The 20,093-nt window shown below is 75.1% G+C and carries 19 protein-coding genes; 10 read left to right on the top strand and 9 right to left on the bottom strand.

Annotation, left to right across the window (positions count from 1 at the left end; all coding sequences use genetic code 11):
- Positions 1 to 91: 91 nt before the first annotated feature.
- Positions 92 to 946 carry a DNA-formamidopyrimidine glycosylase family protein gene (locus tag ACI79O_RS13920; RefSeq protein ID WP_456876242.1) on the bottom strand — a complete coding sequence of 285 codons (855 nt, stop codon included), beginning with the start codon at positions 944 to 946 and terminating at the stop codon, positions 92 to 94.
- A gap of 99 nt (positions 947 to 1,045) precedes the next feature.
- Here ACI79O_RS13920 and ACI79O_RS13915 point away from each other — a divergent pair, with 99 nt between their 5' ends.
- Positions 1,046 to 1,636 (top strand): antibiotic biosynthesis monooxygenase, encoded by a 591-nt coding sequence (locus tag ACI79O_RS13915; RefSeq protein ID WP_456893377.1) that lies wholly within the window; start codon positions 1,046 to 1,048, stop codon positions 1,634 to 1,636.
- A 27-nt stretch (positions 1,637 to 1,663) separates the two neighbouring features.
- Here ACI79O_RS13915 and ACI79O_RS13910 read toward each other — a convergent pair whose 3' ends face one another.
- Positions 1,664 to 2,470 (bottom strand): cold shock domain-containing protein, encoded by an 807-nt coding sequence (locus ACI79O_RS13910; protein ID WP_456893379.1) that lies wholly within the window; start codon positions 2,468 to 2,470, stop codon positions 1,664 to 1,666.
- A gap of 82 nt (positions 2,471 to 2,552) precedes the next feature.
- Positions 2,553 to 7,157: an ATP-dependent helicase gene (locus tag ACI79O_RS13905; protein ID WP_456893381.1), complete on the bottom strand. Its 4,605-nt coding sequence runs from the start codon at positions 7,155 to 7,157 to the stop codon at positions 2,553 to 2,555.
- 103 nt (positions 7,158 to 7,260) lie between these two features.
- On the opposite strand from ACI79O_RS13905, the gene ACI79O_RS13900 reads away from it, so the two are divergent.
- The 8 genes from ACI79O_RS13900 to ACI79O_RS13865 all read left to right on the top strand — a co-directional run bounded on the left by ACI79O_RS13900 (position 7,261) and on the right by ACI79O_RS13865 (position 13,846).
- Positions 7,261 to 8,406, top strand: a complete 1,146-nt coding sequence (locus ACI79O_RS13900; RefSeq protein ID WP_456893383.1) for an acyl-CoA dehydrogenase family protein — start codon at positions 7,261 to 7,263, stop codon at positions 8,404 to 8,406.
- Entirely contained in the window at positions 8,403 to 9,644 is a 1,242-nt protein-coding gene (locus ACI79O_RS13895; RefSeq protein ID WP_456876247.1) for an MFS transporter, read from the top strand. Before ACI79O_RS13900 ends, ACI79O_RS13895 begins: the two co-directional genes overlap by 4 nt.
- Positions 9,645 to 9,814: 170 nt before the next feature.
- Positions 9,815 to 10,285: a MarR family winged helix-turn-helix transcriptional regulator gene (locus ACI79O_RS13890; protein ID WP_456893387.1), complete on the top strand. Its 471-nt coding sequence runs from the start codon at positions 9,815 to 9,817 to the stop codon at positions 10,283 to 10,285.
- Positions 10,282 to 10,917, top strand: a complete 636-nt coding sequence (locus ACI79O_RS13885; RefSeq protein WP_456914439.1) for a hypothetical protein — start codon at positions 10,282 to 10,284, stop codon at positions 10,915 to 10,917. Before ACI79O_RS13890 ends, ACI79O_RS13885 begins: the two co-directional genes overlap by 4 nt.
- A gap of 9 nt (positions 10,918 to 10,926) precedes the next feature.
- Positions 10,927 to 11,121, top strand: coding sequence for a DUF3046 domain-containing protein (locus tag ACI79O_RS13880; RefSeq protein WP_456876250.1), 195 nt, complete (start codon positions 10,927 to 10,929; stop codon positions 11,119 to 11,121).
- 192 nt (positions 11,122 to 11,313) lie between these two features.
- Positions 11,314 to 12,345 carry a recombinase RecA gene (recA, locus tag ACI79O_RS13875; RefSeq protein ID WP_456876251.1) on the top strand — a complete coding sequence of 344 codons (1,032 nt, stop codon included), beginning with the start codon at positions 11,314 to 11,316 and terminating at the stop codon, positions 12,343 to 12,345.
- An 8-nt stretch (positions 12,346 to 12,353) separates the two neighbouring features.
- The gene (locus ACI79O_RS13870; protein ID WP_456914438.1) at positions 12,354 to 13,085 is read left to right on the top strand and encodes a regulatory protein RecX; all 732 of its coding nucleotides are present in this window, start codon (positions 12,354 to 12,356) and stop codon (positions 13,083 to 13,085) included.
- A 71-nt stretch (positions 13,086 to 13,156) separates the two neighbouring features.
- A complete protein-coding gene (locus ACI79O_RS13865) occupies positions 13,157 to 13,846 on the top strand; it encodes an MBL fold metallo-hydrolase (RefSeq protein WP_456891268.1) in 690 nt (229 codons plus the stop codon).
- A gap of 9 nt (positions 13,847 to 13,855) precedes the next feature.
- Here ACI79O_RS13865 and ACI79O_RS13860 read toward each other — a convergent pair whose 3' ends face one another.
- From ACI79O_RS13860 to ACI79O_RS13840, 5 genes are all read right to left on the bottom strand, one after another.
- Positions 13,856 to 14,389 (bottom strand): hypothetical protein, encoded by a 534-nt coding sequence (locus ACI79O_RS13860; protein ID WP_456914437.1) that lies wholly within the window; start codon positions 14,387 to 14,389, stop codon positions 13,856 to 13,858.
- Between the two features lie 63 nt (positions 14,390 to 14,452).
- Positions 14,453 to 15,367 carry an amino acid ABC transporter permease gene (locus ACI79O_RS13855; RefSeq protein WP_456891262.1) on the bottom strand — a complete coding sequence of 305 codons (915 nt, stop codon included), beginning with the start codon at positions 15,365 to 15,367 and terminating at the stop codon, positions 14,453 to 14,455.
- Positions 15,364 to 16,014 carry an amino acid ABC transporter permease gene (locus tag ACI79O_RS13850; RefSeq protein ID WP_456875948.1) on the bottom strand — a complete coding sequence of 217 codons (651 nt, stop codon included), beginning with the start codon at positions 16,012 to 16,014 and terminating at the stop codon, positions 15,364 to 15,366. The genes ACI79O_RS13855 and ACI79O_RS13850 overlap by 4 nt, the downstream gene beginning before the upstream one ends.
- 98 nt (positions 16,015 to 16,112) lie before the next feature.
- A complete protein-coding gene (locus tag ACI79O_RS13845; RefSeq protein WP_456891260.1) occupies positions 16,113 to 17,003 on the bottom strand; it encodes a glutamate ABC transporter substrate-binding protein in 891 nt (296 codons plus the stop codon).
- A gap of 16 nt (positions 17,004 to 17,019) precedes the next feature.
- A complete protein-coding gene (locus ACI79O_RS13840) occupies positions 17,020 to 17,775 on the bottom strand; it encodes an amino acid ABC transporter ATP-binding protein (RefSeq protein WP_456875950.1) in 756 nt (251 codons plus the stop codon).
- Positions 17,776 to 17,896: 121 nt separating this feature from the next.
- Here ACI79O_RS13840 and miaB point away from each other — a divergent pair, with 121 nt between their 5' ends.
- Entirely contained in the window at positions 17,897 to 19,354 is a 1,458-nt protein-coding gene (gene miaB / locus ACI79O_RS13835; RefSeq protein ID WP_456914436.1) for a tRNA (N6-isopentenyl adenosine(37)-C2)-methylthiotransferase MiaB, read from the top strand.
- 19 nt (positions 19,355 to 19,373) lie between these two features.
- Here the strand turns inward: miaB and ACI79O_RS13830 are convergent, their stop codons facing one another.
- On the bottom strand, positions 19,374 to 20,075 hold the full coding sequence (locus tag ACI79O_RS13830; protein ID WP_456891255.1) for an alpha/beta fold hydrolase: 702 nt from the start codon (positions 20,073 to 20,075) through the stop codon (positions 19,374 to 19,376).
- Positions 20,076 to 20,093: the final 18 nt, after the last annotated feature.

The following is a 20,093-nucleotide window of genomic DNA, read 5'->3' as shown; positions in this document are numbered from 1 at the left end:
AACACCGACCACCCCCCCCACCCCCCCAAAACCCAATAATCCCCCCCGCGAGGGGCCCGGGACCCCCCCCGGTCCCGGGGCCCCGTCGCGTTCAGTGGGCGTTGGCCAGCGGCGGCGGGCGGCCGGGCTCGCCGGTGCGGGCCGCGGGGTCGACCGGGGCGTCGGTGGCCTGGCAGGTCGGGCACCAGTAGGTGATCCGCTCCTGCAGGTCCGGCCCCTGGTCGCCGCGCAGGACCGGCGTGCCGCAGCGGTAGCAGGGCTTGTCCTTGCGGCCGTACACCCAGTGGTCACGGCCGCGGCGCAGGTCGCCGGTGGTGCTCTGCTCGGGCCGGTCGCGGTTGGCCAGCATCAGCGCGCGGGTGCGCTCGACGAGCCCGGGGAGGTCCTCGACGTCGGCCACCCGCATCCACGGGTGCACCCCGCAGACGAACAGGCCCTCGACCTTGTAGAGGTTGCCCGGCCCGCACAGGTTGCGCTGGTCGAGGACAGCGACGCCGATCTGCTCGTCGGGGTGCGACCGCAGCCGGCGCAGGGCCTCCTCGAGGTCCCAGTCCGGGCCGAGGACGTCGGGGCCGAGGTGGCCGACGACGGAGTCCTCGTCCGCGGTGCGGACCAGCGCGACGTCGTGCAGCCGGTAGCCGACGCAGTCCCACCGGTCGGTGGCCAGGATCGCCCGGATCGAGAACGCCGGCCCACCGCGCCACCGGGCGCCCTTGCGGTAGATGTGCCAGCTGCCGTCCATCCGGTAGTGGGTGCGCAGCGTCCAGCCGTCGGTGAACCGGGTCAGCATGTGCTTGCCGCGGGGGACCACCTCGCTGACCGTGCGGCCGGTCAGGTCGGTCGCGGCCAGCTGGGGCACCCGGAGCTCGCCGCGGCGCAGCGTCTGGCCGGCCAGCGCGCTGTCCATCCGCTTGGCCGCCAGCCAGACGGTGTCTCCCTCGGGCACGTCCTCCAGTGTCCCCGGTGCGCATCGGCGCTGCTGGAGGGCGAGGGAGGTCACCCCGCGGGCGGGAAGCGCCGTGCGCCCGGACGCGCTGGGTCTGCCGTGCAGCGACGTCCCGACCCCAGCGACACGGCCGTCTCCCCCGAGCACGTGACCGGGGTTGCCGAGCCGGTCACGGTGACCGTCGCCCGCGACGTCCGCGGCGACCACCGGACGGCGTTCGAGCAGTGGGCCGGTGAGGTCCTCGGCCTGGCCGAGCGGTTCCCCGGCAACCTCGGCACCAGCCTGCTCCGCCCCGGTCCCGGCTCGACGCGGTACCACCTGGTCTACCGCTTCGCCGACGGCGAGTCGCTGGCCGGCTGGGAGCGCTCGGCGGAGCGTCAGGCGGCCCTCGCGCGGGTCGCGCACCTCTCCGACGGCGCCGACTACGCCCGCGTCGCCGGACTCGACAGCTTCTTCACCGCGCTGACCCCGCCGCGGCCGGGCCCGCGCTGGCGGCTCACGGTGCTGACCATCGCCGCCGTCTTCGGCATCACGCTGGCCTTCCAGCTGCTGGTGGCCCCGCACGTCGCGTCGTGGCCGCTGCCGCTGCGGCTGCTGCTGTCGGCCACGGTGGTCGTCGTGCTGCTCGGCCAGGTGGTCATGCCGCGGCTGACCCGCTGGTTCGCCCCCTGGCTGCGCGGCCGCCGCTGACCGCCCGCTCCCGGACGGGACGCCCGCTCAGTCGAGAGGACGGACGCCGCTGGCGCTGGTGCCGCGCGTCCCGGAGGTGCGGGTGAACGAGACCCGCTGGCCCTCCTCGAGCTCGCGGTAGCCGCCGTCGTCCTCGATCTCGGAGTAGTGCACGAAGACGTCGTCGCCGCCGTCGTCGGGGGTGATGAACCCGAAGCCCTTGTCGGGGTTGAACCACTGCACGGTGCCCTCGGCGTCCCCGCCGGAGTCCCCGCCGCGCGGAGCGCGGGCCGGCCGCTGGTCGCGGCTGCCCCGGTCGTCACGGCGGTCGCGCGGCGCGGGCCGGTCGTAGCCGCCGCGACGCGGGGTCGACGGCAGCAGCCGCACGGAGTCGGCCTGCAGGCCGCGGTTGCCCTCGACGAGCTCGAACTCGACCCGGTCGCCCTCCTCGAGGTCGCCGCCGCGGGTCACCGCGGAGACGTGCACGAAGACGTCCTCGGGGACGATGAAGCCGAACCCGCGGTCGGCGTCGAAGCGCGCCACGGTGCCCTGGACGACGATGCCGCGGGGCGCGCGGCTCCCCCCGGAGCGGCCGCGGTCGTCCCGCGACCCGCCGCGGTCGTCGCGACGGCCGCCGCGCGGGGCGCCGCCGGTCGGGCGCACCCGCTCGGCCTGCGGGCCACGCGGCCCGTCGGCGGCGTCGTACTCGACCGGCTGACCCTCGTCGAGGGAGCGGAACCCCCCGGTGTCCTCGATGGCCGAGAAGTGGACGAAGACGTCGTCCCCGCCGTCCTGCGGCTCGATGAACCCGAAGCCCTTGTCCGCGTCGAACCAGCGGACCGTGCCGGCTGCCATGTCTGTTCCCTCATCCCTCACGACTGCGACGGTCCACGGTACGCGCGGTGGCGCGGACGCCGGTCGGCCAGCCGCCGGAGGGTCACCCGCGCAGGCGCAGCCCGCGCGGGGTGGCGGCGAACCCGGCGGCCTGCAGCGCGGACGACAGCGGGGTGTCCTGGTGCACCGAGGCGCCGTCGGCCTTCTGCACGACCATCCGCCCCAGCGCTCCGGCCGCGACCGCGCCCGACAGCGCGGTGGCCGCCTCCTTGAGCGTCTGCTCGTCCTCGGTGAACGACAGCAGCGACTTGCCGCCGCGTTCCACGTAGAGCACGAGGTCGCCGTCGACCAGCACCACCAGGGCCCCGGCCTTGCGCCCGGCGCGGTGCCCGGTGGCCCGCTTTCCGCCGCCGGTGCCCTCGCCGACGTCGACGGCCACCTGTTCGGCGGACTCGCCGTCGGCCGGCCCGCCGCGCTCGGGCCACGGCAGCGCCGCGCCGTAGACGTTGGCCGGGTCGGTGGCCGCGAGCACCACCGCGCCCTCGGGGGCCCGGTCGGGGGAGGCGAACGCCCGCAGCCGGTCGACCGAGCCGGGGGTGCCGAACTGCGCGGCGCCGAGGGTCTCGACGAAGTAGCCGCGCCGGGCCCGGTTGTTCTCCTCGAACGCGCGCAGCACGGGGTAGACGGCGGAGAAGCCGCCGGGCACCTGCTCGGCCATCACCGCGCCGCGGGTGAGCACGCCGTGCCGCTCGAGCAGCGCCTCGGCGCGGGCGGTGGTGCGCCGGGTCGGGTTGGGCTCGCGCTCGGGCAGCCGCGACCACCGGCCGGCGACCGTGGGCGGCCCGGTGCGGGTGGGCATCGCCGGGCGGCCGAGCCGCGGACGGCCGTAGCGGGTGCGGTCGACCCGGGCCCGCGGCGGTGCCGGGGCCCGCTTGTGGGTGCCGCCGCCGGCCAGCCGGGTGCGCAGTGGGGCGAGGGTGTCGTTGGTGAGCAGCCCGGCCCACACCAGGTCCCAGACGACGTCGGCGAGCGCGGTGTCGTCGGTGGAGCCGACCAGGTCGGACAGCCCGCGGAAGAACACCGCCTGCCCGGCGGCGAGCTGCTCGAGGACGGCGAACGCGACGCCGCCCTCCTCCGGCGGCTCGACGACGTCGGGGAGCAGCAGCGGCGCGAGGTCGGCGGGCACCAGGCTCACCCAGCCGTCGCCGCCGGGCAGCCCGCCGGCGCCGGCCCACAGCACCTCGCCGGCGCTGGTGAGCTCGTCGAGCATCGCGGGGGAGTAGTCGCGGACCCGGCCGGGCAGCACCAGCGTCTCCAGCGCGCTGGCCGGGACGAGGGCGCCGGCCAGCTGCTCGACGACGGCGAGGACGCCGTCGACGCCGCGCATCCGGCTGCCCACCGACTGCCAGGACGGGGTGAACCGGGCCAGCGTGCCGATGGGCACCGGCTCGACCTCCTGGCGCAGCTTGGCCAGGCTGCGGCGGCGCACCGAGCGCAGCACCTCGGCGTCGCACCACTCCTGGCCGCTGCCGCCGGGGCGGAACTCGCCGGTGACCAGCCGGCCGGTGCCGACCAGCCGCTGCAGGGTGGCGGTGACGACCGCGACGCCGAGGCCGAGCCGGGTGGCCACCTCGGCGGGCTGGACCGGGCCGTGGGTGCGGGCGTATCGGCCGACCAGGTCGCCCAGCGGGTCGGCGACCGGCTCGGTGAACGCCTCGGGCACCCCGACGGGCAGCGCTGTGCCCAGGGCGTCGCGCAGCCGGCCGGCGTCCTCGATGGCGACGTACCGCTCCTGGCCGGCGATCCGCACGACGATCGCCCGCCGCGACGCGACCAGTTCCTCCAGCCACTCGGCGGGCACGCCGCGGGGCGCCGCCTCTTCCGCGGTGAGGTCGCCCAGCAGGCGCAGCAGGTCGCCCGCGCCGTCGACGTCGCGCGGGTGCCGCTCGGCGGGCAGCCGCTGCAGCTCGCGCTCGACCTCGGCCAGCGCCTCGGCGTCGAGCAGCTCGCGCAGCTCCGAGCGGCCGAGAAGCTCGGCGAGCAGGCCGGTGTCGAGGGCCAGCGCCTGCGCGCGGCGCTCGGCCAGCGGGGCGTCGCCCTCGTAGAGGAACTGCCCGACGTAGCCGAACAGCAGCGACTGGGCGAACGGCGAGGCCGCCTGGGTCTGGACGTCGACCACCCGCACCCGCCGCGAGCGGACGTCACGCATCAGCTCCACCAGGCCCGGCACGTCGTAGACGTCCTGCAGCACCTCGCGGGCCGCCTCGAGGGTGATGGGGAAGCTCGAGAAGTCGCTGGCCACGGACAGCAGCTGCGCGGCGCGCTGCCGCTGCTGCCACAGCGGGGTCCGCCGGCGCGGGTCGCGGCGGGGGAGCAGCAGCGCGCGGGCGGCGCACTCGCGGAACCGGCTGGCGAACAGCGCCGAGCTGCCGACCTCGGCGGTCACCTCGCGCTCGACGTCGTCGGGGTCGAGGACGGCGAGGTCGGCCTCCGGCGGCTCGCCGGTGGTGTCGGGCAGTCGCAGCACGATGCCGTCGTCGGAGTGCATGGAGGCGACGTCGACGCCGTAGCGCTCGCGCAGCCGGGCGGCGAGCACCAGCGCCCACGGGGCGTTGACCTGCGCGCCGAAGGGGGAGTGCACGACCAGCCGCCAGTCGCCGAGCTCGTCGCGGAACCGCTCCACCAGCAGCGTGCGGTCGTCGGGCAGGTGGCCGGTGGCCGCCTTCTGCTCGGCGAGGTAGGCGAGCAGGTTGGCCGCGCCCCAGTCGTCGAGGCCGGCGGCCTGCGCCCGCTCCCGGCCGCGCTCCGGCGTCGCGGAGCCGACCTCGCGCAGGAAGGCGCCCAGTGCCCGGCCCAGCTCCAGCGGCCGGCCGGGGGCGTCGCCGTGCCAGAACGGCATCTTCCCGGGCTGGCCGGGCGCGGGGGAGACGAGCACCCGGTCGTGGGTGATCTCCTCGATGCGCCACGAGGAGGAGCCGAGCAGGAAGACGTCGCCCACCCGGGACTCGTAGACCATCTCCTCGTCGAGCTCGCCCACCCGGCGCCCGCCCGACCCCTCGCCGCCGACGAGGAAGACGCCGAACAGGCCGCGGTCGGGGATGGTGCCGCCGCTGGTGACCGCCAGCCGCTGGGCGCCGGCGCGCGCGGTGAGGGTGTCGGTGACCCGGTCCCAGGTCAACCGCGGTCGCAGCTCGGCAAAGGCGTCGGAGGGGTAGCGCCCGGCGAGCATGTCGAGGACGGCGTGCAGCGCGGAGTCGGGCAGGCCGGAGAAGGGCGCCGAGCGGCGCAGCAGGGCCCCGACCTCCTCCACCGTGCGCGAGCCCTCCGACACGATCGCGACGACCTGCTGGGCGAGCACGTCGAGGGGGTTGCGCAGGTAGCGGATCGACTCGATGGCGCCGGCCTTCATCCGCTCGGCGACCAGCGCGCACTGCACCAGGTCGCCGCGGTACTTGGGGAACAGCACGCCCCGGCTGACCGCGCCGACCTGGTGCCCCGCCCGGCCCACCCGCTGCAGGCCGGCCGCGACCGTGGGCGGGGCCTCCACCTGGACGACGAGGTCGACCGAGCCCATGTCGATGCCGAGCTCGAGCGACGACGTCGCCACCACCGCCGGCAGCCGCCCGGACTTCAGCGCCTCCTCCACGACCGCCCGCTGCTCCCGCGACACCGACCCGTGGTGGGCGGCGGCGACCGGCCGCACGCCCTCGGGCACCCCGCCCCCCGAGCCGGCCTGCGCCATGAGCGCCGCGGCGTTGGTGCCCGGCGGGACGGTCTCGCCGGTGGCCCGCTCGTAGGCCATCTCGTTGAGCCGGCTGGTCAGCCGCTCGGCCAGCCGGCGGGAGTTGGCGAACACGATCGTGCTGCGGTGGGCCTCCACCAGGTCGAGCACCCGCTCCTCGACCGCCGGCCAGATCGACGCCCGCGGCTGGTCGCCGGCCGCCGACCCGTCGAGCTCACCGGTGGGCTGGCCCAGCTGGCTCATGTCCTCGACCGGGACGACGACCGACAGGTCCCACTCCTTGGCCGACGGCGGCTGCACGACCCGCACCGGGCGCCCGCCGGCGAGGAAGGTGGCGACCTCCTCGATCGGGCGGACCGTGGCCGACAGGCCGATCCGCTGCGCGGGCCGCTCGAGCAGCTCGTCGAGCCGGTCGAGGGAGACCGCCAGGTGCGCACCGCGCTTGCTGTCGGTGACCGCGTGGACCTCGTCGACGATCACCGTCTCGACGCCGCGCAGCGCCTCCCGGGCCGCGCTGGTGAGCAGCAGGAACAGCGACTCGGGGGTGGTGATGAGGATGTCGGTGGGGCGGCGGGTGAACGCCCGCCGCTCGTCGGCCGGGGTGTCGCCGGAGCGGATGCCGACCGAGATCTCCGGCCGGGGCAGGCCCAGCCGCATCGCCGCCTGGCCGATGCCCGTCAGCGGGGCGCGCAGGTTGCGCTCGACGTCGACGGCCAGCGCCTTGAGCGGGGAGACGTAGAGGACGCGGCAGCGGCGGCTCTCGTCGTCCGGCGGCGTGCTGGTCAGCCGGTCGAGCGACCACAGGAACGCCGCCAGCGTCTTGCCCGACCCGGTGGGGGCGACGACGAGGGCGTGCTCGCCGCTGCTGATGGCCTCCCAGGCGCCCTCCTGGGCGGCCGTGGGCTCGGCGAAGGCACCGGTGAACCAGGCCCGCGTGGGCGCGGAGAACCGGTCGAGAGCGGGCACGTCCCCAGTGTCCCCGGGGGTACGACAGTCCGCTGGCCTGCGGGGACGTCACCGGCCCGCGGGGTCGCCCGATCCGGTGGTGGCGTGCGGCACACTGCCGGGCATGCGCACCTCCCTCTACGAGGCCGGGCACGAGGACTTCCGGCAGACCGTCCGCACGTTCCTCGAGAAGAACGTCGCCCCACACCACGACCAGTGGGAGCGCGACGGGATCGTCCCGCGCGAGGTGTGGCTGGCCGGCGGCGAGCAGGGTCTGCTCGGGATGGACGTCGACGAGCGCTTCGGCGGCGGCGGGGTGCGCGACTTCCGCTACAACGCCGTCCTCGACGAGGAGGTCACCCGGATCGGCGCCAGCGGACTGGGCTTCGGGCTGCACAACGACGTCGTCGCCCCCTACCTGCGCGACCTGTGCACCGAGGAGCAGGCGCAGCGCTGGCTGCCCGGCTTCTGCCGCGGCGAGCTGATCACGGCGATCGCGATGACCGAGCCGGGCACCGGCAGCGACCTGCAGGCCATCCGCACCACCGCCCGCCGCGACGGTGACTCCTGGGTGCTCACCGGCGCCAAGACGTTCATCACCAACGGCATCAACGCCGACCTGGTGATCGTGGTGGCGCGCACCGACCCCGACGCCCCCGGCGCCAAGGGCACCAGCCTGCTCGTCGTCGAACGGGGCATGCCCGGCTTCACCCGCGGCCGCAACCTCGAGAAGGTCGGTCTCAAGGCCCAGGACACCGCCGAGCTGTTCTTCGACGAGGTGCGCGTGCCGGCGGAGAACCTGCTCGGCACCGAGAACCGCGGCTTCGCCCACCTCATGGACAACCTGCCGCAGGAGCGGCTGTCCATCGCCGTCGGCGCGGTCGCCGCCTGCGAGACGGTGCTCGCCCGGACCCTCGAGTACGTGACCGGCCGGACCGCATTCGGCCGGCCGGTCGGCAGCTTCCAGCACAGCCGGTTCGTCCTCGCCGAGCTGCACACCGAGACGACGATCGCGCGCACCTTCGTCGACGAGTGCATCCGGCAGCTGGGCACCGGCGAGCTGACCGCCGTCGACGCCGCCATGGCCAAGTACTGGACGAGCGAGCTGCAGAACAAGGTCGCCGACCGCTGCCTGCAGCTGCACGGCGGCTACGGCTACATGGACGAGTACCCGGTGTCGAAGGCCTGGCGCGACGCCCGCGTGCAGTCGATCTACGGCGGCACCAACGAGATCATGCGGGAGATCATCGGCCGCTCGCTGGGACTGTGACCACGCAGGCGGGCCCCGACGTCGGACGGGTCCAGCGGCGCACGGTCGGCGTGCTGTCCGGCGCGGTGGCGCTGGCCGGGCTCGGGGTCACCGTGGGCATAACCATCGGCGGCCTGCTGGCCCGCGAGGTGGCCGGCAGCGACGCCGCGGCCGGCCTCGGGCAGACCGCGGGCGTCCTCGGTGCCGCGGTGCTCGCCGTCCCGCTGGCTCGGCTCTCCGACCGCTCCGGCCGGCGCGCCGGGCTGGCCGCCGGGTACGCCGTCGCCGTCGGCGGTGCGCTGCTGACCGTGCTCGCGGCCGCCCTGTCGTCCCTGGCGCTGCTGCTCGCCGGGCTGTTCGCCGCCGGCGCCGCCACCGCCTGCGGCCTGCAGGCGCGCTACGCCGCCGCCGACCTGGCCGCACCCGAGCGGCGCGGCCGCGACCTGTCCCTGGTCGTCTGGGCGACGACGGTCGGCTCGGTCCTCGGCCCGAACCTCGCCGCGCCCGGCGCCGACCTGGGCCGCGCGCTCGGCCTGCCCGCGCTCGGCGGCGGCTTCGCCGTCTGCGCGCTCGTCTTCGCCCTCGTCGCGGTCGGCCTGCTGGCCGGGCTGCGGCCCGACCCGCTGCTGCTCGCGCGCCGGCTGCGCGGGCCGGCCGACGGCGGGCCGGCGCGCGGCCGCACGCGCACGGCGCTGGCCGAGGTCTGGCGCGCACCCGACGGGCGGCTGGGACTGGTCGCCGTCGTGGTCTCCCACTCCGTGATGGTCGGCGTCATGGTCATGACGCCGGTGCACATGGGGCACGCCGCTCACGACGACGCGACGACCTTGCGGCTGGTCGGCGTGGTCATCAGCGTGCACGTCGCCGGGATGTACCTGTTCTCGCCGCTGGTCGGCTGGCTCGCCGACCGGGCCGGACGCCGGGTGACGGTCGCCGTCGGCGCCGGCCTGCTGCTGGCCGCCGCCGCGATCGCCGGCACCGCCCCACCGGAGGCCGCGGGCCGGCTCGGCGTCGGCCTGCTGCTGCTCGGGGTGGGCTGGTCGTGCGGGCTGATCGCCGGCTCGACGCTGGTCACCGAGTCGGTGCCCGCGGAGAGCCGGCCGACGGCCCAGGGCGGCACCGACCTGCTCATGGGGCTGGGCGCGGCGGTCGCCGGCGCCGCCGGAGGGCCGCTGCTGGCCGGCGGCGGCTACGGCCTGGTGGCGGGCGTGTCGGCGGCGCTCGTGCTGCCGCTGGCGCTGGTGTGGGCCCGGCGCTGAGCGGTCAGCGGCCGCGCAGGTTGCGCCAGAGCAGCACCAGCGTCACGACGAGGCACAGCGCGATGCCGATCTCCAGGACGGTGTCCCAGGTCGCCGAACCGGTGGTGGGGAACACGCCTCCAGGATAGTCCGCGTATCATGAAGCCACTTCACGGTGAAGGGGGCTCACGATGACCGCCGACGACCCACGGGTGGCGGCCCTGGACCGCGTGCTCGAGCTGACCGTGCTCCTCGGGCGGGACATGACGGCCTCCCTCGCCGCCTCCGGCCTCACCGTCGCCCGCACCACGCTGCTGTGGCACCTGCGCGCCGCGGGACCGAGCACCCAGCGCGCGCTGGCCGACGCGCTCGGGGTGAGCGCCCGCAACGTGACCGGCCTGGTCGACGGGCTGGTCGCGGCCGGGCTGGTGACCCGCGAGCCGCACCCGGGCGACCGCCGGGCCGCCCTGGTCACCCCCACCGCACGCGGGCATGCGCTGCTCGACGAGCTCGCGCGCGGACAGGCCGAGCTGGCCGGCCAGCTCTTCGGCGGGCTGCCGGCCGACCGGCTCGACGGGCTGGTGGCCGCGCTCGACGACGTCCTGGAACGGCTGCGGGCGCTGGTCCCGCACGGGGCCGCCGCGGAGGAGGAGGGCCGGTGACCGCCCGCGGGCTGCTGCGCGCCGCGGTCACCGCCGAGGTCGGCGTCTGGCGCAGCCTGGGGCGCTGGGTCCGCCGCCGGCCCGACGTGCCGGCCGGGGCCGACGCCTTCCCCTACGCCTCGGCGGCGTCGCCGGTGCTGTGGACCTTCATCGTGCTGTCGGCGGTCGAGATCCCGCTGGTCGACTGGCTGCTGCCCTGGCCCTCGCTGCGGATCGCGCTGCTGGTCGTCGGCGTCTACGGGCTGCTCTGGATGGTGGGCCTGCTCGCGGCGATGCGCGTGCACCCGCACACCGTCGACGACGGCGGTCTGCGCGTGCGGGTGGGGTGGTCGGTCGACGTCCGCGTGCGGTGGCAGGAGATCGCCGCCGTCCGGGTGCGCCGGCGCAGCGTCGAGGGCTCCCGCACGGTCGTCGTCGCCGAGGAGGGCGGCCGGCGTGCGGTGTCGGTCGCCGTCCTCTCCTCCACCCAGGTCGACGTCGAGCTGCGGGCGCCGCTGGTGTTGCCGCTGGCGCGCACCGGCGGCCGGCCGGTCGACGAGCTGCGGCTGGCCGCCGACGACCCCGCGGCGCTGGTCCGGCGGCTGCGGGCCGGGCTGGCCCACCACGCCGCCGCCGAGGGGGACGCGCGCTAGCGTCGGGGCGTGCGCCTGCAGGAGTTCTGGTCCCGGCTCGACGAGCAGTTCGGGTCGATGCGGGCGCAGAGCGTGGCGCGCGACCACGTCTTCGCCGCGCTCGGCGGGCGGACGGCCGTCGACGCCATCGAGGCGGGGCTGCCGGTGCGGCGGGTCTGGCTGGCGATCTGCGAGGAGTACGACGTCCCGCCGCGGGAGCGCTGAGCCGGTCGGAGCCGGGCGACGGCGTGTCGCTCGACTCGAACACGTGTTCGTCCTACAGTGGCGGACGCGTCCACAGGGGGGTCGTCCCTCCACAGGCCGAGCCGGTCACCGGAAAGTGTCGGACCCCCGGCCTACCGTCGCCTCCGACACCGCTCCGACTCCACGACACGCGACTTCCCGAAGGTGAGCAGCATGGCAACGCTGGACCGCGACAAGGCCCTCGACATGGCCCTCGCCCAGATCGACAAGCAGTTCGGCAAGGGCTCGGTCATGCGCCTGGGCGACAGCGCCGCCCAGGCGATCAAGGTCATCCCGACCGGCTCGATCGCGCTCGACATCGCGCTGGGCATCGGCGGCCTGCCGCGCGGCCGCGTCATCGAGGTCTACGGCCCCGAGGCCTCCGGCAAGACCACGGTCGCCCTGCACGCGGTGGCCAACGCCCAGGCCGCCGGCGGCATCGCGGCCTTCATCGACGCCGAGCACGCCCTCGACCCGGAGTACGCCCGGGCCATCGGCGTGGACACCGACGCGCTGCTGGTCAGCCAGCCCGACACCGGTGAGCAGGCGCTGGAGATCGCCGACATGCTCATCCGCTCCGGCGCGCTCGACATCATCGTCATCGACTCCGTGGCGGCCCTCGTGCCCCGCGCCGAGATCGAGGGCGAGATGGGCGACAGTCACGTCGGTCTGCAGGCCCGCCTCATGAGCCAGGCGCTGCGCAAGATCACCGGTGCGCTGAACAACTCCGGCACCACCGCGATCTTCATCAACCAGCTGCGCGAGAAGGTCGGCATCGTCTACGGCTCGCCCGAGGTCACCACCGGTGGGCGCGCCCTGAAGTTCTACTCGTCGGTCCGCCTCGACGTCCGCCGCATCGAGACCCTGAAGCAGGGCACCGAGGCGGTCGGCAGCCGGGTGCGGGTCAAGGTCGTCAAGAACAAGGTCGCCGCACCCTTCAAGCAGGCCGAGCTCGACCTGCTGTGGGGTCAGGGCTTCAGCCGCGAGGGCGGCCTGATCGACGCCGGCGTCGAGCACGGCTTCATCCGCAAGTCCGGCGCCTGGTACACGTACGAGGGCGACCAGCTCGGCCAGGGCAAGGAGAACGTCCGGGCCTTCCTCCGTGACAACCCCGACCTCGCCGACGAGATCGAGAAGAAGGTCAAGGAGAAGCTGGGCGTCGGTGCCACGCTCGACGCGCCGGCCGCCGACCCGGCCGACTTCTGAGCGACTCCGTGACCGGCTGGTCGGGCTCGTTCTCCGAGGAGATCGACCCCGAGCAGTCCGGCCGGCGCGGCCGCGGGGCCCGTCCGTCGGGTCCCGGCGGCCGCGCCGGCCGCCCCCGGCGGCGGTCCGGGCCGTCCCCTGACCCGGACGGCCCGGCCGCCGCTGTGCCGTTCCCGGCCGAGCGCGACGCCGGGCGCGGGGATCCTCCCGACGAGCCGGGCGATCCCGAGTCGGTGGCCCGGGCCATCTGCCTGCGGGCGCTCACCGGCGCGGCCCGGACGCGGCAGCAGCTGGCCGACCTGCTGGCCCGCCGGGGGATCCCCGAGGACGCGGCGACCGCGGTCCTCGACCGGTTCGGCGAGGTCGGGCTCATCGACGACGCCGCCTTCGCCCGGGCCTGGGTGACCTCGCGGCAGGCCGGCCGCGGCCTGGCCCGGCGGGCGCTGCGCGCCGAGCTGCGCGCCAAGGGCGTCGACGGCGAGGAGGCCGAGCAGGCCCTCGCCGAGGTCGACGACGACGACGAGCGCGCCGCCGCCCGCCGGCTGGTGGAGCGCCGCCTGTCCGCGCTCCGCCGGGTCGACCAGGCCACCGCCACCCGCCGCCTGATCGGCATGCTGGCCCGCAAGGGATACAGCGGCGGCCTGGCGGCGGCCGTGGTCCGCGACGTGATGGACGAGACCGGCTTCGGCACCGAGGATCCCGACCTCGACGGACCGACCTGGCACCCCGAGGACGACTGACCCGGCACGGGTCGTTCGCGCTCACCGCGGACGACACCCGCACGGTGCGTCCCGGGGCCTAGCTTCCCCCCATGAGCGCGACCGAGATCGTCCCGGGGCTGCACCTGCTGGCGCTCGGGATCAGCAAGGCCTACCTCTGGCGCGGCGAGTCCGGCCTCACCGTCGTGGACACCGGCCCGGCCGGCAGCGCTCCGGTCATCGCCGACGCACTGGCCGACCTGGGCCTGCGACGCGAGGACGTGCGCCGGATAGTGCTCACCCACTTCCACGACGACCACATGGGCTCGGCCGACGCGGTGCGTGCCTGGAGCGGTGCGCCGGTGCTCGCCGGGGCGGCGGACGTGCCGGTCGTCCAGCGCGACCGGCCGGGCCCAGCGGCGGTGGTCACGCCCGCCGAGCAGGAGCTGTACGCGATCGCCTCGGCGGAGGTGCCGCCGGCGCCCGCCTGCAGGCCCGTCGATCCGGTCGCCGACGGCGACGTCCTCGACAGCGGTGTGGTCGTGGTCGGCGTCCCGGGGCACACGCCGGGCAGCATCGCGGTGCACCTGCCCGAGGCGGGCGTGCTGATCACCGGCGACACGGTCGTCGAATTCCACGGCGAGCTCGTCCTGGGGCCGTTCAACGTCGACCGACCCCAGGCCTGGTCGTCCCTGCAGCGCCTGGCCGCGCTCGAGGCCGACGTCGTCTGCCCCGGCCACGGCCTGCCCGTCGTCGGTGGTGCTGCCGCAGCGCTGCGGGCGGCCACCGACCCCTTCGGCTGAGCGGACCGGTCAGCCGGCCGCGGGCACGGCCGCCATCGGCTCGGCTGGCAGCCCGGCGGTCCCGGCGCGACCCGCGCCGGGAGGTGTCGGGCTCAGCACCGGCATGGCCGCCGTCGGCAGGTGCGTGACCGTGGCCGACGGTGCCGTCCACGCGGTCAGGTCGACCGCGCGCCCGTCCGGGGCCTCGTCATCGCTGACCCAGCCGGCGGCCTGGTCGGCGGAGGCGGCGGCCAGCCACTGCTGGATCTGTGCCTCGAAGGTGCGGTCGGGCAGCACGGCGGGACGGCTCACCGGCCCGAGGAAGGTGACGTCGCGCTCGCCGCCGTCCGTGAGGCGCAGGACCACCCGGCAGCGGGCCCGGCGGTGCCGCGCCGGGGGCACGACCTCCCGGACGACGGCGGACCCCGCGCCGGCCGCGTCGGCGAATCGCGGCGCGGCCGCCCGGAGCCGGTTCACGAACTCCTGCGCGGCGTCGGCCTGCCCGCCGGGCAGGCGCACCATCGAGGGCAGCGGCGGCACGACGGGGCGGAGAGCGGTGTCCACGGGACTGTCATCGGCAGACCCGCGGACCGGCGGTACCACCGTTCCGCGGTCCGGAACCGGGTCCTACCGGCCGCCCGCCTCGGTCACCAGCCCCCCGCCGCTGCCGTCCATCTGCACCTCGGCCAGTCCGGCGTCGCCGGCGCCCGCGGTCTTGCGGTTGCTCCGGGTGCGCTTCTCGACGTACTTGGCCAGCTGCGAGAGCAGCACGTTGACGATGATGTAGATGAGCCCGGCGGCCACGTAGAGCTGGAACGTGTAGATGTTGCCGAACTGGAAGTTGAAGAACTCGACGAGGCTGCGCGCCTGCCGCAGCAGCTCGACGTAGCCGACGATGAAGCCCAGCGAGCTGTCCTTGAGCAGCACCACGAGCTGGGCCACCAGCACCGGCAGCATCCGGCGGACGGCCTGGGGGAGCAGGACGAGGGTCATCACCTGCGTCTTGCGCATGCCCAGCGCGAAGGCGGCCTCCCGCTGGCCGCGGTCGACCGACAGGATGCCCGCCCGGAAGATCTCCGCGAGCACGGCCATGTTGTAGAGCGTCAGCCCGAGCGCCAGGGCGCGGAACGCGGTCATGGGGACGCCGATGGTGGGCAGGAACAGCAGGCAGAAGAGGATCAGCACCAGCAGCGGGACGGCGCGGAAGAACTCGATGACCACGGCCACCGGCCCGCGCACCCACGCGTGGTCGGAGAGCCGGCCGACCGCGAGCAGCGCACCCAGGACGGTGGCCGCAACCATGCCGACGGCCGCGACGGCGAGGGTGTTGAGCAGTGCCTCGCCCAGGGCCTGCGGCACGCCGGCGGCCGGGTCGAACAGGATCGCCCAGCGGTCGGGGTCCAGCTGGCCGTTGGCGCCCAGCCGCCACAGCGCCAGCGCGACCAGGCCGGCGATCAGCAGCGCGCCGACGACCGTGCCGATGCGCTGGCGGCGGCGGGCCCGCGGCCCCGGGAGGTCGAACAGGACGGTCGGCGCGCTCATCGGACGATCGCCACCCTCTTCTCGATGACCCGGATGACCCACGCGGAGGGCAGGGTGATCACCAGGTAGCCGGCGACGATGGCGGCGAAGACCAGCAGCAGCTGGTCGGCGTTGGCGTTGGACAGCCGCTGCAGCGCCGCGGTGAGGTCGGCGACGGCGAAGCCGGCGGCGATGGAGGTGTTCTTCGCCAGCGCGATCCAGACGTTGCCCAGCGGCGGCACGACGGTGCGGAAGGCCTGCGGCAGCACGATGGTCCGCAGGCTCTGCCCGAAGTCCAGTCCCAGGGCGCGGGCGGCCTCGGCCTGGCCCGGCGGGACGGCGTTGATGCCTGAGCGCAGCGCCTCGCACACGAACGCGGCGGTGTAGGTCGACAGCGCGGCGACCGCGGCGATGAAGCGGCTCGGGAACGACAGGTCGATCTGGACGATGCCGAAGACGAGGAAGAAGAAGACCACCGTGAGCGGGGTGTTGCGGAACACCTCGACGTAGAAGGTGGCCAGCCCCCGCAGCGGCGGGACCGGGCTGACCCGCATGCCGGCGAGCACGGTGCCGATCACCAGCGCGCACAGGCCGCTGACGACGGCCAGGGACAGCGTCGTCAGGAACGCGCTCCACAGCAGATCGGCGTTGTCTCTCAGGAAGCCCATGGCGCCTCGCCGTCAGGTCGTCGGTCGTCGGGGACGGTCGTCGGGGACACGGCGGGACGCCGCCGGGCGGGAGGTCCCGCCCGGCGGCGTCCCGGTGCTCAGTAGCGGTCGACCGTCGGGGGCTCGGGGGCCTCCTCGCCGGTGATCGACCCGGCAGTGCGGTCCCAGGCCTCGGCCCAGCGGCCGTCCTCGAAGGCCTCCTCGAGCACGTCGTTGACGAAGGTGCGGAACTCCTCGTCACCCTTGGGCAGGCCGATGCCGTAGGGCTCCTCGGTGAAGGGGTTGCCCACCAGCTCGAAGCCCTCGGGGTTGCCGGCCACCAGGCCGGTGAGGATGACGTTGTCCGTGGTCACGGCCTGCACCGCGCCGTTGGCGAGGTCGTCGGCGCACTTGGAGTAGACGTCGTAGGTGACCAGGTTCGCCTCCGGGAAGTTGTCCCGGATGTTCTGGGCGGGCGTGGAGCCCTCGACCGAGCACACCGTCTTGCCGGCGAGGTCCTCCGGGCCCTGGATCCCCTCGGGGTTGCCGGCGGCGACCATGATGTCCTGGCCGGCGATGTAGTACGGGCCGGCGAAGTCGACGACCTGCTTGCGGGTGTCGTTGATGGTGTAGGTGGCCACCACCATGTCCACCTGGCCGTTCTGGATGAACGGCTCGCGGTTGGCCGACACCGTCTCGGTCCACTCGATGTCCTCGGGCGCGATGCCGAGCTCACCGGCGATGATCTTCGCGATCTCCACGTCGAAGCCCTCGGGCTCGCCGTCGGGGTTGAGCAGGCCGAAGCCCGGCTGGTCGTACTTGGTGCCGACGGTGATGCTGCCCGCCTCAGACAGCTCGGCCATCGTCGTGCCCGGCTCGAAGTCGACCTCCTCGGCGACGGTGGGCGCGCTGGCCTCCTCCTCGGCGGCCTGGTTGCCCGCCTCGCTGGAACAGGCCGCGAGGGTCAGGCCGAGTGCGGCGAACGCCGCCAGCTTCCGGGTGCTGCGCATGGGTTCCTCCCGTGGGTCAGTGCTCGAGGATCTTGGACAGGAAGTCACGGGCCCGGTCCGAACGCGGGCTGGTGAAGAAGGTGTGCGGGTCGGCGGCCTCGACGATCCGGCCGCCGTCCATGAAGACGACCCGGTTGGCCGCCCGGCGGGCGAAGCCCATCTCGTGGGTGACGACCACCATCGTCATGCCCTCGCGGGCGAGGGAGGTCATGACGTCGAGGACCTCGTTGATCATCTCCGGGTCGAGCGCCGAGGTCGGCTCGTCGAAGAGGATGACCTTGGGGTCCATTGCCAGCGCGCGGGCGATGGCCACGCGCTGCTGCTGGCCGCCCGACAGCTGCGCGGGGTACTTGTCCGCCTGGTGCCCGACGCCCACCCGGTCGAGCAGCTCACGCGCCCGCCGCTCGGCCTCGGACCGCGACTGCCGGCGCACCTTCACCGGCGCGAGCGTGACGTTCTCGAGGATCGTCTTGTGCGCGAAGAGGTTGAAGCTCTGGAAGACCATCCCGACGTCGCTGCGCAGCCGGGCCAGCGCCTTGCCCTCCTCGGGCAGCCGCTGGCCGTCGATGCGGATCTCGCCCTTCTGGATGCTCTCCAGCCGGTTGATGGCGCGGCACAGCGTGGACTTGCCCGAGCCGGACGGTCCGATGACGACGACGACCTCGCCGCGGTCGATCGAGAGGTCGATGTCCTGCAGCACGTGCAGGTCGCCGAACCACTTGTTGACGCCGGTCAGCTCCACGAGCGGTGCTCCGGTCTGCTGGCTGGTCACCGGGGCACCCTATTGCCGCCCGGGCGCAGCAGCGTCCCGGGACCGTCACGAACCAGTAACGAGTGCCGTCACCGCCCGTGACCGCCGGGGCCGGGCGCGGCGCCGTACCCTCGCAGGCGACATGGGAACCGAGGCCGACAGCCCGCAGCGCACCTACCGGGTGCGCACCTACGGGTGCCAGATGAACGTGCACGACTCCGAGCGGCTGTCCGGGTTGCTCGAGGCCGCGGGCTACGCCGCCGCCCCCGACGGCGAGGACGCCGACGTCGTCGTGCTCAACACCTGCGCGGTGCGGGAGAACGCCGACAACCGCCTCTACGGCAACCTCGGCCACCTGCGCCCGGTGAAGGACGCCCACCCGGGGATGCAGATCGCCGTCGGCGGCTGCCTGGCGCAGAAGGACCGCGGCGAGATCGTGCGGCGGGCGCCGTGGGTCGACGTCGTCTTCGGCACGCACAACGTCGGGTCGCTGCCGGCGCTGCTCGAGCGCGCGCGGCACAACGCCGAGGCCCAGGTGGAGATCGCCGAGGCGCTCGAGGTGTTCCCGTCGACGCTGCCGGCGAAGCGGGACTCCGCCTACGCGGGCTGGGTGTCGATCAGCGTCGGGTGCAACAACACCTGCACGTTCTGCATCGTCCCGGCGCTGCGCGGCAAGGAGAAGGACCGCCGTCCCGGCGAGATCCTGGCCGAGGTGCAGGCGCTGGTCGACCAGGGCGTGCTCGAGGTGACGCTGCTCGGCCAGAACGTCAACGCCTACGGGGTGGAGTTCCGCGACCGGGGCGCGTTCGCCGACCTGCTGCGCGCGACCGGCCGGATCGAGGGTCTGGAGCGGGTCCGCTTCACCAGCCCGCACCCGCGCGAGTTCACCGACGACGTCATCGACGCGATGGCCGAGACCCCGGCGGTCTGCCACCAGCTGCACATGCCGCTGCAGAGCGGGTCCGACGAGGTGCTGCGCCGGATGCGCCGCGGCTACCGGCAGGAGCGCTACCTCGGGATCATCGACCGCGTCCGCGCGGCGATGCCCGACGCGGCGATCACCACCGACGTCATCGTGGGTTTCCCCGGCGAGACCGAGGCCGACTTCGAGCAGACCCTCGAGGTGGTCCGCCGGGCCCGTTTCGCCGGCGCCTTCACCTTCCAGTACTCCAGGCGCCCCGGGACGCCGGCGGCGGAGATGGACGGGCAGCTGCCCAAGGAGGTCGTGCAGGAGCGGTACCTGCGGCTGACCGCGCTGCAGGACGAGATCGGCTGGGCGGAGAACCGCGCGCAGGTCGGCCGCACCGTCGAGCTGCTGGTCGCGGCGGGGGAGGGCAGCAAGGACGCCCGCACCGGCCGGATGAGCGGCCGGGCCCGCGACGGCCGGCTGGTGCACTTCGCCGGCGGCACCGAGGCCGGCGTGCGCCCGGGCGACGTCGTCGAGACCGTCGTCACCGCCGCCGCGCCGCACCACCTGGTCGCCGACGGCCCGCTGTTGTCGCACCGGCGCACCCGCGCCGGGGACGCCCACGAGGCCGGCACCCGGCCGACGACGCCCGGCGTGCTGCTGGGCATGCCGCGGATCGGCGCCCCGGCCTGAGGTCGCCACACGCCTCGCGTCAGGCGAGCTCGAGCAGCAGCTCGGCGAGCTCGCGCGGCCGGTTCTGCGCGACGAGGTGGGTCGTGGCGATCTCCCGGTAGTTCCAGGAGCCCGAGGCCCGGGCGCGGGCGGCGGCGGCGTCGAACGCCGCGTTCGTCACCGCGGCCGGCTCGACCGCGGTCGCCCGGACGTACGTGCGCCGGAACGGCCAGTCCTCCAGCGGCCGGGACATCCGCACCGGCTCGGTGAAGCAGGCGACCGGCTGCGGCGTCCGCCGAGGAGCGGAGAACGCCTCCTCCGCCGGGTCGTCGTAGGCCCGCGCCGGGCCCTCGACCAGCCACGGAGTCCCCGGCCCGGCACCGGGGGCGGGCAGGCCGAGCAGCCCGTACACCGTGTCGCCGTCCGACGGGACGAACGCGTCCAGGTACACCAGTGACCGCACCCGGTCGCCCACCGTCTCCAGCGCCCCGGCCACCACCATGCCGCCGTAGGAGAACCCGAGCAGCACCACCTCGTCGAGGTCCTCGTAGAGGACCTGGTTCACCACGTCGGTGACGTGCGTGGTGAGGTCCACCTGCGCGCTCGCCAGGTGCACCCGCTCCCCGACGCCGGTCAGGGCCGGGGTGAACACCTCGTGCCCCGCCGCGGCGAGCAGGCGGCGCACGTGCCGGAACCCGTGGGCGCCGCCCCACGCCCCGTGCACGAGGACGAAGACCGCCACCGCCGCTCCCGCCCGGTG

The organism is Geodermatophilus sp. SYSU D00696 (assembly GCF_054050235.1).
The sequence above is the reverse complement of the archived record's forward strand: the minus strand, read 5'-3'. Positions and strand labels throughout refer to the sequence as shown.